Genomic DNA, 13,452 nt, shown 5'->3' with positions numbered 1-13,452 from the left:
CCCGAACGGCGAACGCCCGAACGGCGAACGCCCAACCCCGAACCCCCGGAGGCCCACGAGCGGGACGCCAAGCGCCAACGCCGAACCCGAACGCCGAACCCCGGAGGCCCGCGACCCGCAAAGCCCCGCAGAACCGCAAAGCCCCCGCCGGAAGCTCCGGACGGGGGCTTGCTACTCCTTCGGCCGTGAAGCGGGTCTCGGCCTACGACTAAGGGTGTGTCAGACCGGACGGATGTTGTCGGCCTGAGGACCCTTCTGGCCCTGAGTGATCTCGAACTCGACCTTCTGACCCTCGGTCAGCTCGCGGTAGCCGGTGGCCTGGATCGCCGAGTAGTGCGCGAACACATCGGGACCACCGTTGTCCTGCGAGATGAAGCCGTAGCCCTTCTCCGAGTTGAACCACTTCACCGTGCCTGATGCCACGTGTAACTCCTTAGCGACGACACCCCGATCCGCACCTCACGGATCAATGTTGAATCAGGTGCACGCCACGGGTGAGACGGTAGCTTGCGCGCTGCAAAAACGCAGCCCCGGTATCGGCATACGGACCCGATCGACTACCGAATCGAAATGCACAACCATTCCTTATGCACACACGGCGTAGCGGCTTGCTCTACAGGCAGTGATAGAACGAGCCTCTTCAACTTTCGTGGGAGCGCTCATCTCGCGCATGGCGCATCGATCTAGTACAGTCGGCCTCGGTCACCTCGTCCGAACGGACGATTTCAGGCCCCCGTCCAGCAGCGGCGGACCGGCCCCCTGGCTGACCTCGCAGGTCTTGCACCGGCACTCAAACAACGGGTGTCGAGAGCGATTCCCGACCGGCGCCGGCACAGTGCGCGATGCGCCCGCCTGGCACGGTGACGTAAACCCTTCCGCACGGCCTTCAGACCCGTGCCGTCACCGCTGATCCGGTCAACGCACCAAGAAGGGTCACTTTCCCATGACGATCTCTGTCTCCGCGTCCCGCGAAACGTCCGTCGACACGTCCGCCAACACGTCCAACACGTCAGTCGACACGTCCCTCGACGTCAGCCGCGCCATCGCCAGGAGCCACGAGACCCCGACCGACAGCAGCACCACCAGGGCCAACGACGCCCAGGCCAAGGCCCTGCTGTCGCTGCTCGCCGACCTGCCCGCCGGTGCCGACCGGGACCGCGTCCGGTCCCGGCTCATCGAGCTGTACATCCCCCTCGCCGAGTACCTCGCCCGGCGCTTCCGCAACCGCGGCGAGCAGTTCGACGACCTCGTGCAGGTCGCGAACCTGGGCCTGATCAAGTCGGTCGACGGCTACGACCCGACCCGCGGCGCCGCGTTCACCAGCTACGCCATCCCGATGATCGTCGGCGAGCTCAAGCGGCACTTCCGGGACAAGGGCTGGGACGTGCGCGTGCCCCGCCGCCTGCAGGAGCTCCGCCTGGAGATCTCCAAGATCTCCGGCGACCTCGCCCAGGACCTCGGCCGCTCCCCGACCGTCGCTGACCTCGCCGCCCGCCTCGGCGTCAGCGAGGAGGAGATCATCGAGGGCCTCGACTGCGGTCAGGCCTACCGGGCCCTCTCGCTGGACGCTCCCGCTGGTGACAGCGCCGAGCCGGGCGCGGCCGGGCTGGGTGACCTGCTCGGTGGCGAGGACCCCGACATGGTCAACGTCGAGAACCGCGAGTCCCTCCGCCCGGTCCTGGCCAAGCTGCCCGAGCGCGAGCAGAAGATCATCGCAATGCGGTTCCACGGCAACCTGACCCAGTCGCAGATCGCCGTGCAGCTCGGCATCTCCCAGATGCACGTGTCCCGGCTGCTCGCCGGCGCCCTGAAGACGCTGCGCGACGAGCTCTCCAACGTCGTCGAGTAGCCACCGCCGCACGCATTGCCGACAACCCGAAGGAATGGCGCGAGCCGACCCTTCGGGTTGTTGCGTATTGAACAGATGCCGGTCAATGCACCATGTGCCCGATTCGCCGGATCAACGACGTGTGTCCGGACTCGCGCCACCATTCCCTCGACCACGAACCGGCGCCGAAAGGTGCGCGAACAAGAAGCCCTCAGCCGCTGGAGCTGACGATGCCCGGGTTGGAGGCGACGAACGTCGGCACCGTCTTCGTCCGCACGGCGCTCAACAGGTCCAGGGTCGTCTGATCGAGGGCCTCGGCGCCGGGGTTCTCCGGGGACGCGTGGAAGCCGCCGTCGTTGGTCTTGAGGGTCAGCATCCGGTCGCTGTCGATGTTGCGCATCGCGAAGATCCAGTCGTCCAGGCCGATCTTGCCCGTGTCGATGGTCATGGCGCGGCCGATGACCTCGAGGACCTTGTTCAGGGTGCCGGGGCTGCCCAGGACCTCTTTGCTGGCGATCTTCTTCAGCAGGGCCTTGATGAACTGCTGCTGGTGCCGCTGGCGGTCGTAGTCGCTCTTCGGCAGGGTCTCGCGCTGGCGGACGAAGTCGAGCGCCTCCCAGGCGGCCAGGTGCTGCTGGCCGACCTCATACACCTTGGGCGTGACCCCCTTGATCGGGATCAGGATCGTGCCGCCGTTGGGGTCGTCCTTCTGCTCGAAGGGGACCTTCGTGTTGCCCTTGGCGTCGTGGCCGATGTGGACCGAGACGGTGCGCTGGTCGACATACATGTCGACGCCGCCGAGGACCTTCACCACGTCCTGGAAGCCGACGAAGTCGACGATCGCGGCCGCGTCGAAGGTGATGCCCCAGTTCTGCTTGATGGTGGCGGCGAGCAACGTGGTGCCGTGCTTGCGCTGGTCCTTGCCGGTCAGGCCGTAGCCACCCTCGGCGAACGCGCCGTTGATCTTGCTCTTGCCGCCGCCGTAGGTGCGCTTGCCGTTGCTGTACTTCGGGATCGAGACCCAGGTGTCACGCGGGATCGAGATCAGGAAGGCCATGTCGTGGCTGGCGGGGATGTGCAGGATCAGGATGGAGTCGGAGCGGATGGCCTCGGTCGGGTCCTGGTTCGGGCGCGGGTCGATGCCGATGAGCAGGATGTTCTTCGCGCCGCTGACCGAGGCGTGCTGGCCGCCGTCCGCGGGGAGCAGGTCCTCCTTGGTGACGCTGCGGGTCGCGTAGCCGAAGACCACGTCCTTGAGCACGAATGTGGTGCCGGCACCGATCATCAGGAGTGCACCCGCGATCACGAGCATCCGCGCCCACAGTGGATCCCGCCGGCCGCGACCCTTTCGTCGCGCCACGCCCTTCGCCAACTCCCCGCCACTCCCCGTATTCGGCAATCACCTTCCGTCATGAAGGCCGGCCCCGGAAGCCTTCTGCACGGTACCTGGACAACGCGATATCGTCACGTCCCGGCGGCGACGTGCATCGCCGGTGGCCCCGATGAATACGGAGCGTGTTGGTGATCCGGAAAACGGCGGTGGCGCTCGCCCTGGCCTGGCTGGTCCCGTTGGCGACGCATCCGCTGGGGTTGGACTTCGTCCTGCCGGTGCTGGTCCTCGCGGGCACGGTGGCCATCCAGCGGGGTGGCGTCACCCTGATGGACCGGGTGGTGGTGGCCTGCGCGCAGCTGTTCGGCGCGGCCTGCGTGTTCGGCCTCGCGATCACGCTGTGGCCCGGGCACCTGCATCCGACCTTGATCGCCGGTGTCGCCTTCACCACGCTGATCCTGATCGCCGTAGTGACGCGCAGAACGCCGGAATTGCCCGGAATGCGGAAAGACGTGCTCCTCGCGGTGGCGGTCGCCGGCGTCTCACTGGTGGCCCTGGTCCCCTACGCCGCCCGCGACCTCGGCGGACGGCTCGGCCTGCCCCTCGCGGGTGAGGACATCGCCCGGCACTACCTGCTCTTCGACGTGATCGGGCGCACCGGCGGCTACCTCTTCATGCGACCGGAGGCGCTGCGCCCGTTCGTGCCGGACGCCGAGCTGACCGGCATCGCCAACTACCCCCAGGGCGCGCACTTCAGCTACGCGGTCCTGGACCGGTTCGTGCGATCGAGCGCGCACAACGGCGCCCCCGCGACCACCGTCGACGTGATGATGTGGCTGCTCGTCGGGACGTACCTGCTGCTCGCCCTCGCGATCCTGTGGGCGGCCCGTCGCATCGCCGGGCCGGGCGCCACGACTGCCGGCCTGCTGCCGGTGCTGGCGCTGGTGGCCGCCTGGCTGGTCCTCGGCGACCCGGTGACGGTGCTGTCCCGCGGCTACCCCAACGAGCTCGCCGGTCTCGCCTGCGCTGCGGTACTGACCGCGCTGGTGGCCCGCCCGCTGACCAGGCTGGGCGAGCAGACGGCGACGGTTGCCCTGCTCCTGGTCGGCATCTCGTTCACGTATGCGCTGTTCCTGCCCTACGCGGGGATCGTCGCCGCACTGTGGGCGGTCCGCGCCCGGCTGTGGCGGCACTGGTGGGCGTGGGTGGTCGCGGTGGTCGTCGGCGGCCTGGCCGCGATCGGCCCGCTGACCGCGGCCCAGGCCTCCAGCGGCGACCAGCTGCTGCTCAACGGCACCGCGAGGGTGGTGGACCGCCCGGCGACGGCGCTGCTGGTGGCCCTGGCCGCCGTCGCGGTGTTCCACCGGCGGAAGGCGGCGGCCTTCGCGCTGGCCACGGCGGGCGTCATGGCGGTCGGGCTCGGCGCGTATCAGCTCGCCACCCTCGGCCGGTTCGTCTACTACTTCGACAAGCTGCTGCACCTGCTGATCGTGGTCGCCCTGTGCGCCCTCGGCGGCCTGGCGCCGCTCCTGCGGACGTGGCGCCGCGCCGCCGTCGTCGCGGTGCCGGTCGTCCTGTTCATGCTCGTCGCCGGCGGCGAGTGGCACACGACACCGGTCGCGCCCGGGGTGAAGCTCGCCCTCGGCCGGGACCGTGGCTCTCCGGAGGCGGCCCGCGACGCGCTGCTGATCGCCCGGATGTTCCCCGACGGCGGCAACGCGGTCAACGTCAACCTGATGGGCAGCCCGTGGCGTAACTGGTCCGGCACGCTCGGTGCCGGCGCCCTACAGGGCCAGTACCGCCAGTTCCCCGGCTGGTCCGCGCTGCTGTACCCGGGTGGCAAGGGCGGCACGATGGCTGACCTGGATCGTTTGGTTGCGAACAGTCCCGTGACCGTGCGCTTCTTCCTGCACGACCCGGCCGCCAGCCTGCTCGTTGTGGATACAGATCACCCGAGCCGCCCCGCCGTGCGCGCCGGACAGCCGCTGCCGGTAGCCTTCGGTGATCCCGCTGCACCGTCGAATATCGAGGCGGCCCGCCTGCTGGCCGCGAAGTATCCGGCAAAAGTGCAGCTCGTGTACGCTACGCCAGCGAACCCGTAAGGATCGCCGAGACGGATTGGTCATCGTGCAAAGACCCGAGGTGAGCGTCGTCATCCCGACGCGCAACCGGCCCGAGCTGGTGGTGCGCGCCGTCCGCAGCGCACTTGCGCAGACCCTCGCGGAGCTCGAGGTCGTCGTCATCATTGACGGACCCGACGCCGCGACGGTTGCCGCTCTCGGCGAGATCGGCGACGAGCGGGTCCGCTGGGTCGAGCGAGAGACGTCCGGCGGTGCCCCCACGGCCCGCAACCACGGCGTCGACGTCGCGCTCGCCGAGTGGGTCGCGTTCCTCGACGACGACGACGAGTGGTTGCCGGAGAAGCTCGAGACCCAGCTGGCCCGCGCCAAGGCGTCCGGGGTGCCGCTGCCGATCGTGGGCAGCCGCCTCTACATGCGCACCCCGCGGGCCGAGCTGATCATGCCGCGCCGCGTGCCGGCGCCCGGCGAGCCGATCAGCGAATACCTGGCCGTGCGGCACGGGCTGTTCCACGGCGACGGCTTCATCCAGACCTCCACGATCATGGCGCCGACGGCGCTGCTGCGGAAGGTGCCGTTCGCCGACGGGCTGCGCCGCCTGCAGGAGCTCGACTGGACGCTGCGCAGCCTGCAGGAGGACGGCGTCGACCTGATCTACGCCGAGGAGCCCCTGGTCATCTGGTATGCGGATGAGAACCGGCCCCGGATCAGCTTCGACGCGCCGTGGAAGCAGTCCCTCGACTGGCTGCGCGAGACCCGTCCGCGGGTGACGCCCCGGGCCTACGCCGCGCTCGCGATGAGCGTGGTCGGCTCGATGGCCGCCGCCAGCCGCAGCCCCCGGGTCTTCTTCGACCTGCTCGGCGAGGCCCGCCGGCACGGCAAGCCGAGCGTGACGGACTACGTGACGTTCCTGCAGGTGTGGCTCGTCCCGGCCGGTCCGCGACGGGTGGTGCGCGACTTCTTCCTGGGCCGCAGCCGGCGCAAGGGCAAGAAGCCGCTGCAGGCCAGCGCCCGATGACCCGGCGCACCGCGATCACCGCGGGCGCGGCCGCCGCGGCGATCCTGGCGGTCCTCGCCGCGATCCTGGAGCACGGCCGGACCGGCAGCCTCAGCGAGTCGGGCGAGGCGTTCGCGGCCGCGGTCATCGCCGCCGGCGTCGTCGGCCTGGCGTTGAGCCTGCGCGGCAGCACGGTGCGCGGCGTGGTCGTCGGCGGGCTCTTCACCACCGCCGGCATCCTCACCTGGACCTCGACCCAGCGCCCGATCGTCATCTGGGCGGTGCTGTTCGTCGAGGTGGTCGTGTTCGCGGTGTGGAGCCGCCCCTGGCTGCGCAATCTGCGCGAGTTGCCGAAACTCGGCGGGGCCTGGCTCGGCCTGTCCTACTGGGTGTTCGGCGTGCTCGGCGCGCTGCTCGTGCAGCGGTCCGGTCACCTCACCGTGGCCGCGCAGCGCCTGGCGTATCTCGGCGTGTTCACCCTCGCCGTGCTCGCGGTCGTCGCGATCACCGCGAAGGACCGGCGCCGGGACCTCAGCATCGGCATGGCCGCGGCGATCCTGATCGGCATCGGCGCGCTGCTGTACTTCGGCGCCGGCAGCCTCTTCGACCAGTTCCACGCGATCCCGGACAGCGCGTCGGCCCGGATGATGCGCAACCGGTTCTGGGGCGGCACGGGCCTGTTCTACCACCCGAACTCCCTGGCCGGGCTGGTCGTGATCGCCGCGGTGCGGGTCGGGTTCGACCGGGCGTTCGCCGCGTGGCAGCGCCTCGGCGTCGCCGCGACCGCCGCGCTGGTGCTGTCGATCAGCGACTCGCGGACCGGGTTCGTGTTCGCCACCGCGGCCGCCTGCGCGTATGCCGTCGTGGTCCTGCTGCGGCGCGGTGAGGCCGAGGACGTGGATCGCGGGCGGGCCCGGTGGGTCGCGGTCGCGATGCCGTTCGTGGTCCTCGCGACCGTGTTCACCATCGGCGGCGGCAACGACTTCCTCTTCCGCGACCGGTTCACCCCGGACGGCGGCGACGTCACCAGCGGCCGCACCGACACGTGGCGGCAGGTCTGGGTCGACTGGGAGCACGCCGGCTGGGCGGAGAAGGCGTTCGGCGACGCGCGCACCTCGCGGGCCGTGGTGCACCGCGACAACGACGGCGCCCCGAAGGAGGGGCCGCGCCGCGACCTGAACACGGACAACGCCGCCGTCGGAGCGTTCCGCCGCGGCGGTGTGCTCGGCGCGATCGGCTTCCTGATCGGTGTCGCACTGCTGCTGTGGCACGCGCTGCGCGGCCTCTGGTACGCGCTGATCCTCCGCCGCCCGGAAACGGCGCAACCGGCGATCTGGTTCACCGTCGGTGCCGTCGCCGCGGTACCGACGATCATGACCGAGGACTGGGTCATCGGCGGCACCAACGGCGCGATCTGGCTGGTGCTGCTGGCCGGCGAGGTCCGGTCCCGGCAGCAGGCGGAGCCGGCCGCGGTCGTGCCGGGGCAGAGCCCGTCGACCGAGCCGGCCGAGGGCCGTCAGAACGCCAGCACGTAAAAGCCGTCAGAACGCCAGCACGTAGAAGAGGTCAGGGCGCCAGGGCGTACGCCATCTCGCCCTGGCGGATCACCTTCCAGGTCGGCGGCAGGTAGAACTCGCAGACCTTCGGCGGCTGCATGCACACCGCCGCGTCCAGGCCGGCGGTCCCCGGCGGGGGCAGGTCCGGCTGCAGCGACTGCAGCGGCACGATCTGCGTGCCCGGCAGCAGGATCCACCAGGGGTACTCCCACGTGTTGTACCCCTGGATCAGCCCGACCTTCTTCGCCCCCGCCGCCCGGATCGCGTCCGCCGCCCACACGTAGTCGCGTTGCCAGGTCGGCTCCCGGATGAACCGCTGGTCGAGCTGCGAGGTCGTGAACACGTTGCCGGCTCCGACGAGGCGGCGCGGCCAGCCGTACGCGACGGCGAGGCCACCGGCGGCGACCCCGGCGACGAGCACGCCGGCGGTGACCCAGGTGGCGACGCGCCGCCCGGTGAGCCCGGCGATCCAGAGCCCCGCCAGGGGCGCGCCGAGGACCAGCAGGAAGACGATGAGCCGGTTGCCCCACGGCTGCCACTTCACCGTGACCACGTAGGCCAGGATCGCCAGCCAGAACACGGCGGCGTAGAGCCTGGTGTCCCTGCGGAAGACGAGGACCAGCGCGCCGAGCAGGATCAGCACGCCCTGCGCGGGGAACGACACCCGGTCCTCGTCCGGCGGCCAGGACTGGTAGGGGAACTGCTCGTTCCAGTACGTGATGTCCCGCCCCTGCGGGTCCACGCCGAGGACGCCGGCCACGCCGATGATCCCGGCGGCGATGGCGTCGTTGACCGGTCCGGCCGGCGTCTGCAGCGCCGTCTCCGCCACGCGCAGCGCGTTGACCAGCACCGACGCCGGGTCGTGCCGTTGCATGGAGATCGACTCGCGCAGGTGCGCCGGCCCGAGCGGGTTGTCGTAGGTCTGCTGGACGCGCAGCAGGCTGGGCCCGGCGAGCAGCAGCATGAGCGCGCCGACCGCGACCGCGCCGGGCAGCCCGCGCCACCTGGCCAGCCGCAGCTGCGCGACGGCCCAGACCGCGAGCAGCAGCCCGGCGGCGAGCAGCCCGGTCGCCTTCGTCAGCAGCGTCAGGCCGGCGGCGGTGCCGATCAGCAGGACGTCGAAGGGCCCCGACCGGGCGCGCAGGCCGTCGAGGGTGAAGGTGGCGACGCAGGCGACCCACAGCGCGACGACGAGGTCGGTCTGGGTGCTGGTCGCCTCGAGCACGACCATCGGGGTGGTGCCGACGATGAGCGCGGTGACGAGCTGCGCCCTGGTGCCGCCGCCGAGCTGCCGGGCGATGCGGGACGCGGCGAGGACCGCGCCGACGCCGGCGGCGAGCTGGACCAGGTTGTAGCCGCCGTCGCCGCCGGTGAGCAGGCGCAGGTGCAGCAGCAGGTACTCCGCGCCCGGCGCCATCGCCAGCTGCCGGTCGATGACGGTCGGGTAGAAGCTGACGTCGCCCTGCTGGACCCAGTGTTCGATCTTCGGCAGGTGGTAGGTCTGCGAGTCGAAGTTGTTGGGCGGGGCGATGACGGCGACGACGAGGTCGAGCAGGAAGATCCCGCCGAGCGCGACCACCATGAGCCGCTCCGCGCGCGAGAGACCCGCCCAGCGCGCCCGCACCTGAAAGAGCCCGCCAGGACGGAAAGGGCGGGACGAGCGGATCGCGAAACCGCCGGTGACCAGCAGGGCGAGGACCCAGCCGGTGATGATCACGGGCCGGTGCAGCGCGTGCACCGCGGACAGTGCCTCGACGCAGATGCAGGCGGCGCCGCCGACGAGGACCGCGGCGCGCAGCAGCGCGAGCCGGATGCCGCCCTCGCGGGGCAGGCACAGGCGCGCGACGGCCAGGAAGGTGAGCAGCGGCACCACGATCACCGGGCCAAGCTACCCGACGGCCGCGATGCCGCTGCATGTCGAACGGTTACAGGCGCTCGACGGCCTCGCCGTGGCAGCGGGCCCGGGTGTCGAAGATGTAGCCGGCGTGCCGTTCGACCATGTCGTAGTCGAAGTCGTCGTGGTCGGTGAGCAGCACGACGGCGTCGGCGGCGGCCAGTTCGGCCGGGGTCAGGTCGACGACGGTCACCCCGGCGACGTTGCCACGCACGAGGTCGCCGCTTTTGCGGATGAACCAATCCTTTCGGACACTGCTTCCGGTGGCATCGAGGACAGCGGATCGGGAAGATCCGTGAAAGGTTGGGCTCCATGCAGTCGCAGGAAGAGGTCCTCGCGGGCGGCGGGATCAACCGGGTCGTGCGGGTCGGGGCGACGGTCCGTCGGCCGGCGCAGGCCTGGAGTCCCCGCGTCCACCAGCTCTTCGAGCACCTGCAGACCCGCGGCTTCACCGGCGCGCCCCGGTCGTTCGGCACCGACCCGGCCGGGCGGGACGTGTTCGGCTACCTGCCCGGCGAGGTCGGGCACGACCCGTGGACGCCGGACGTGGCCGGCGACACCGCGCTGACCAGCGCCGCCCGGCTGCTGCGGGCCTACCACGACGCGACCGCCGACGTCGCCGCGAGCTGGCCCGGCGGCTGGCAGAAGCCGGCCGTGGAGCCGGTCGAGGTGATCTGCCACAACGATCCGGCGCCGTACAACTGCGTCTACGAGGGCGGGCGGGCGGTCGGCCTGATCGACTTCGACACGGCCGCGCCCGGGCCGCGATCGTGGGACCTGGGTTACGCGATCTACCGGTTCGTGCCGCTCGGCTCGGCCGCCGGACCGCGGGCGGAGGAGCGGCTGGCGCTGTTCTTCGACGCGTACGGCGCCGACGAGCCGCTGCGCAGAGCGGCCCGCGCCGCGGTGGTGCCGCGCCTGCTCGACCTGACGGAGCACATGCGCACCGCGGCCGCCGCCGGCGATGCGGCGTTCGCCGCCCACATCGCCCGCGGCGATCTCGACCACTACCTCAACGACATCGAACTGATCACGGCAGCCTGGGGATGATCTCCTTCGCCAGGCCGTTGGCGAACTCGACCGGGTGGCGGTCGGGCATCGTCATGACCTCGGTGATGCCGAGCCGGCCGTACGCCTCGACGTCACGCAGCCAGGCGTCCGGGTCGGTCAGGGCGGGCCGGGTGACGACCGCGGTCTTCAGGATCGTGTCGTAGTCGCGGCCCTCGGTGGCGCAGTGCCCGCGCAGCACGTCGAGCTTCGCGGTGACCTCGTCCGGGTTGTTGGCGAAGATGTTGCAGGCGTCGGCGTACTTCGCGACCAGCCGCAGCGTCTTCTTCTCGCCACCGCCGCCGACCATGATCAGCGGACGGGGACGGCCCAGCGGCGGCGGGAAGTTGAGCGTCTCCGCCAGCTGGTAGTGGGTGCCCTGGTAGGGGCCGTTGTCGTCGCTCCACATCTGCAGGCAGATCTGCAGCGTCTCCTCGAGGCGTTCGAAGCGCTCCCCCATCGGCACGACCGGCACGCCGAGGCCGCGCTGCTCCCGCTCGTACCAGGAGGCGCCGATGCCGAGGCGGGCGCGCCCGGCGGACAGCACGTCCAGCGTGGTGACGATCTTCGCGAGCAGGCCCGGGTGACGGTACATCACCCCGGTGACCAGCAGGCCCAGGGTCATGCGCTCGGTGAGCGCCGCGAGGTAGCCCAGGGTGGTGTAGCCCTCCAGCATCGGCTCGCCGGCCGGGGCCATGGCCTCCATCTGGAAGTAGTGGTCCATGACGGTGAAGGAGTGCACCCCCGACTGCTCGGCGATGAGCGCGGTCTCCTTGAGCGTCGGTGCGATGGCCGCCGGATCGGCCGGCGTCGAGAAGTTCCAGTAGTGCAGACCCAGCTTCATGACCTCAATCTTGCTCCGGACCGCCGGGACGGCACGGCGATCCGGAGCAAGATCCCACTACAGCAACCCGCGGGCCACGAAGGCGGCCCGGGTGGCCTGCGCGGCCGTCGGGCCGTAGAGCCGGGCGGCCGCGTCCACGGTGGCCTGGGCCGCCGCCGCAAACGTGGTGTCGACCGCGAAGGCGAACTGTGCCTCCACGATCAGGGTGCTGGCCCTGGTGTCGCCGAGCGCCGCCCGGATGTCCCACAGCGCGCGGGACCAGATCTCGCCGTCGGCGTGGACCTCGCCGACGACGTCCTGCGGGTAGTGCTTGGCGCCGTCGAGCCGGCGCAGGCAGTGCGGCACGGTGCTGGTGTAGGAGACGGCGTCCCAGTCCGCGACGCACGCCTCGGGCGTGGCGGTCGGCGCGCCGGCCGCCCAGCTGCTGACGGCCACGGCGAGGTAGTCGCCGAACGCCTCACCGATCGCACCCGACTCCAGCGTCGTGCCGAAGCCCGGCACCTGGCCGTCCTGCACCGAGTGACCGTACTCGTGCACGATGACCTCGGCGTCCTCCGCGTCGTCGACCCCGCCCTTGCCGAGGGTGATGTTGGCCTTGTCGTCGCGGAAGAACGAGTTGTCGCCGCCGTACTGGTCGATCCGCAGTTCGATCCGGCGCTGGTTGACAGGACGCAGCGTCGAACCGAAGCCCAGGTGCTGGAGGTACAACTGCGCGGTCGTCACCCAGTAGTAGCCCATCACCTGCTCGAACTGATCGGCGTCGCGGTGCCAGGCGGGAAACGCGCCGCCGACCGCCTGTGCCGCCTTGCCGGTGGAGCTCTTCACGATCACGTACCGGCCGGACAGGCCGCCCGATCCGTCCAGCCCGGTCAGCGTGACCTGGCGGTAGGCGGGTGCGAACGCCGGGCTGTCGGCGTCCTTGCCGTCCGTCAGTTGCTGCAGTCCGAGCGACTGGACCGGGTTGGGGAAGAACACGGTCGCGGTCGCCGAGCCGGCCGGCGTGGCGTACGCCGGACCCGCCGCCCCGGCGGACACGGCCGCCGTCACCACCATCGTCAGTGCGAGCGCTCGCCGCATGCACTGCTCCTTTCCTCTCGCCGTCGAGCGAAAGGAGCGCCATAGCCCGCCGGTGCGTTACCGGACGGCCTGGTGGATCAGCCGGACGTCGGGCTCGCGGTACACCGCGAAACCGCCCCTGCTGCCCTGCTTGACCTGGTACATGGCCATGTCGGCGTCGCGCAGGAGCTGGTTGCCGTCGCGGCCGCCGCCGCCGCTGATCGCGACCCCGACGCTGGCGCCGACCCGGACCTCGGTGCCGGCGACCTCGAACGACTCGCCGACCGCGGCGACGATCCGATCGGCGACCCGGACCGCGATGCTGGCGTCGCCGCCGGCGATCACGATCGCGAACTCGTCGCCGCCGAGGCGGACCACGGTGTCGTCGGCGCGTACCGCGTAACGCGGAAGGGGGCAGCGCCGCTCCTTCTTCCGTGAACCAGGTCGACCCGGTCTTCGTTGACCGCAGCGGCCGGCGTCGCAGGCTGTTCACCAGCCTCGGTGCCGGCCTCGGGGTGCTGCTCGCGGCCGGCTCGCTGCTGCTGGTCGCCGGGCTGCTGGGCACCTCGCCGGTGCCGCTGCCCGGGCTCCCGCAGAGCGGTCAGGGCGGCGTCCACCGCGACGGCGCGGAACCCGGCGCCAGCCCGGCCCCCGGGCGGACCGGCGCACCGGTCCGCCCGTCGCCGGCGAGGAGCGCCGGCAGCGCGACCACCGGTCCGGCCGGCCCGGGCGGCGCCGCCGGGTCGCCGACGGCGAGCGAGCCGCACGACAACCGCAAGACGTCGCACCCGGGCAATCCGAAGCCGAGCCGGACGAAGTAGC

Annotated in this window: 12 protein-coding genes and 1 pseudogene; 6 read left to right on the top strand and 7 right to left on the bottom strand. The window is 71.2% G+C overall.

What is annotated here, in order from left to right:
• Window positions 1–219 precede the first annotated feature (219 nt).
• Window positions 220–423: a cold-shock protein gene (locus ACFPIJ_RS24435; protein ID WP_033363591.1), complete on the bottom strand. Its 204-nt coding sequence runs from the start codon at window positions 421–423 to the stop codon at window positions 220–222.
• 520 nt (window positions 424–943) lie between these two features.
• On the opposite strand from ACFPIJ_RS24435, the gene ACFPIJ_RS24430 reads away from it, so the two are divergent.
• Window positions 944–1,849 carry an RNA polymerase sigma factor SigF gene (locus ACFPIJ_RS24430; RefSeq protein ID WP_380117507.1) on the top strand — a complete coding sequence of 302 codons (906 nt, stop codon included), beginning with the start codon at window positions 944–946 and terminating at the stop codon, window positions 1,847–1,849.
• A 190-nt stretch (window positions 1,850–2,039) separates the two neighbouring features.
• On the opposite strand, the gene ACFPIJ_RS24425 is transcribed toward ACFPIJ_RS24430, so the two are convergent.
• Window positions 2,040–3,140, bottom strand: coding sequence for an LCP family protein (locus ACFPIJ_RS24425; protein WP_380117505.1), 1,101 nt, complete (start codon window positions 3,138–3,140; stop codon window positions 2,040–2,042).
• 209 nt (window positions 3,141–3,349) lie between these two features.
• Between ACFPIJ_RS24425 and ACFPIJ_RS24420 the strand changes: the two genes are divergently transcribed.
• From ACFPIJ_RS24420 to ACFPIJ_RS24410, 3 genes are read left to right on the top strand one after another with little or no spacing between them, the layout of a single operon-like run.
• Window positions 3,350–5,260, top strand: coding sequence for a hypothetical protein (locus tag ACFPIJ_RS24420; RefSeq protein ID WP_380117503.1), 1,911 nt, complete (start codon window positions 3,350–3,352; stop codon window positions 5,258–5,260).
• A gap of 40 nt (window positions 5,261–5,300) precedes the next feature.
• Window positions 5,301–6,254 carry a glycosyltransferase family 2 protein gene (locus ACFPIJ_RS24415; RefSeq protein WP_380117501.1) on the top strand — a complete coding sequence of 318 codons (954 nt, stop codon included), beginning with the start codon at window positions 5,301–5,303 and terminating at the stop codon, window positions 6,252–6,254.
• Window positions 6,251–7,768 carry an O-antigen ligase family protein gene (locus ACFPIJ_RS24410; RefSeq protein WP_380117499.1) on the top strand — a complete coding sequence of 506 codons (1,518 nt, stop codon included), beginning with the start codon at window positions 6,251–6,253 and terminating at the stop codon, window positions 7,766–7,768. The genes ACFPIJ_RS24415 and ACFPIJ_RS24410 overlap by 4 nt, the downstream gene beginning before the upstream one ends.
• A gap of 31 nt (window positions 7,769–7,799) precedes the next feature.
• On the opposite strand, the gene ACFPIJ_RS24405 is transcribed toward ACFPIJ_RS24410, so the two are convergent.
• Window positions 7,800–9,668, bottom strand: coding sequence for a glycosyltransferase family 39 protein (locus tag ACFPIJ_RS24405; RefSeq protein ID WP_380117498.1), 1,869 nt, complete (start codon window positions 9,666–9,668; stop codon window positions 7,800–7,802).
• A 46-nt stretch (window positions 9,669–9,714) separates the two neighbouring features.
• Window positions 9,715–9,897 carry a hypothetical protein gene (locus tag ACFPIJ_RS24400; RefSeq protein ID WP_380117496.1) on the bottom strand — a complete coding sequence of 61 codons (183 nt, stop codon included), beginning with the start codon at window positions 9,895–9,897 and terminating at the stop codon, window positions 9,715–9,717.
• Window positions 9,898–9,995: 98 nt separating this feature from the next.
• On the opposite strand from ACFPIJ_RS24400, the gene ACFPIJ_RS24395 reads away from it, so the two are divergent.
• Complete coding sequence (locus ACFPIJ_RS24395) at window positions 9,996–10,733, top strand: phosphotransferase (RefSeq protein ID WP_380117494.1); 738 nt, start codon at window positions 9,996–9,998, stop codon at window positions 10,731–10,733.
• On the opposite strand, the gene ACFPIJ_RS24390 is transcribed toward ACFPIJ_RS24395, so the two are convergent.
• The 3 genes and pseudogenes from ACFPIJ_RS24390 to ACFPIJ_RS24380 form a co-directional block, all read right to left on the bottom strand.
• The gene (locus ACFPIJ_RS24390; RefSeq protein ID WP_380117492.1) at window positions 10,714–11,574 is read right to left on the bottom strand and encodes an LLM class F420-dependent oxidoreductase; all 861 of its coding nucleotides are present in this window, start codon (window positions 11,572–11,574) and stop codon (window positions 10,714–10,716) included. The genes ACFPIJ_RS24395 and ACFPIJ_RS24390 overlap by 20 nt on opposite strands.
• A 57-nt stretch (window positions 11,575–11,631) precedes the next feature.
• A complete protein-coding gene (locus ACFPIJ_RS24385) occupies window positions 11,632–12,651 on the bottom strand; it encodes a M4 family metallopeptidase (RefSeq protein ID WP_380117490.1) in 1,020 nt (339 codons plus the stop codon).
• A gap of 57 nt (window positions 12,652–12,708) precedes the next feature.
• A pseudogene (locus tag ACFPIJ_RS24380) lies at window positions 12,709–13,017 on the bottom strand (diguanylate cyclase domain-containing protein); the annotation flags it as partial.
• Between the two features lie 47 nt (window positions 13,018–13,064).
• On the opposite strand from ACFPIJ_RS24380, the gene ACFPIJ_RS24375 reads away from it, so the two are divergent.
• Window positions 13,065–13,451, top strand: coding sequence for a hypothetical protein (locus ACFPIJ_RS24375; RefSeq protein ID WP_380117488.1), 387 nt, complete (start codon window positions 13,065–13,067; stop codon window positions 13,449–13,451).
• Window position 13,452: the final 1 nt, after the last annotated feature.

The organism is Dactylosporangium cerinum (assembly GCF_042653625.1).
Classification (GTDB): domain Bacteria; phylum Actinomycetota; class Actinomycetes; order Mycobacteriales; family Micromonosporaceae; genus Dactylosporangium; species Dactylosporangium cerinum.
This window is presented reverse-complemented; position numbering and strand designations above follow the sequence as displayed.

Excerpts from the sequence above, each read along its gene's own strand:
- ACFPIJ_RS24395 (WP_380117494.1), top strand. The coding sequence starts at position 9,996 with ATGCAGTCGCAGGAAGAGGTCCTCGCGGGCGGCGGGATCAACCGGGTC.
- ACFPIJ_RS24385 (WP_380117490.1), bottom strand. The coding sequence starts at position 12,651 with ATGCGGCGAGCGCTCGCACTGACGATGGTGGTGACGGCGGCCGTGTCC.
- ACFPIJ_RS24410 (WP_380117499.1), top strand. The coding sequence starts at position 6,251 with ATGACCCGGCGCACCGCGATCACCGCGGGCGCGGCCGCCGCGGCGATC.
- ACFPIJ_RS24430 (WP_380117507.1), top strand. The coding sequence starts at position 944 with ATGACGATCTCTGTCTCCGCGTCCCGCGAAACGTCCGTCGACACGTCC.
- ACFPIJ_RS24390 (WP_380117492.1), bottom strand. The coding sequence starts at position 11,574 with ATGAAGCTGGGTCTGCACTACTGGAACTTCTCGACGCCGGCCGATCCG.
- ACFPIJ_RS24425 (WP_380117505.1), bottom strand. The coding sequence starts at position 3,140 with ATGCTCGTGATCGCGGGTGCACTCCTGATGATCGGTGCCGGCACCACA.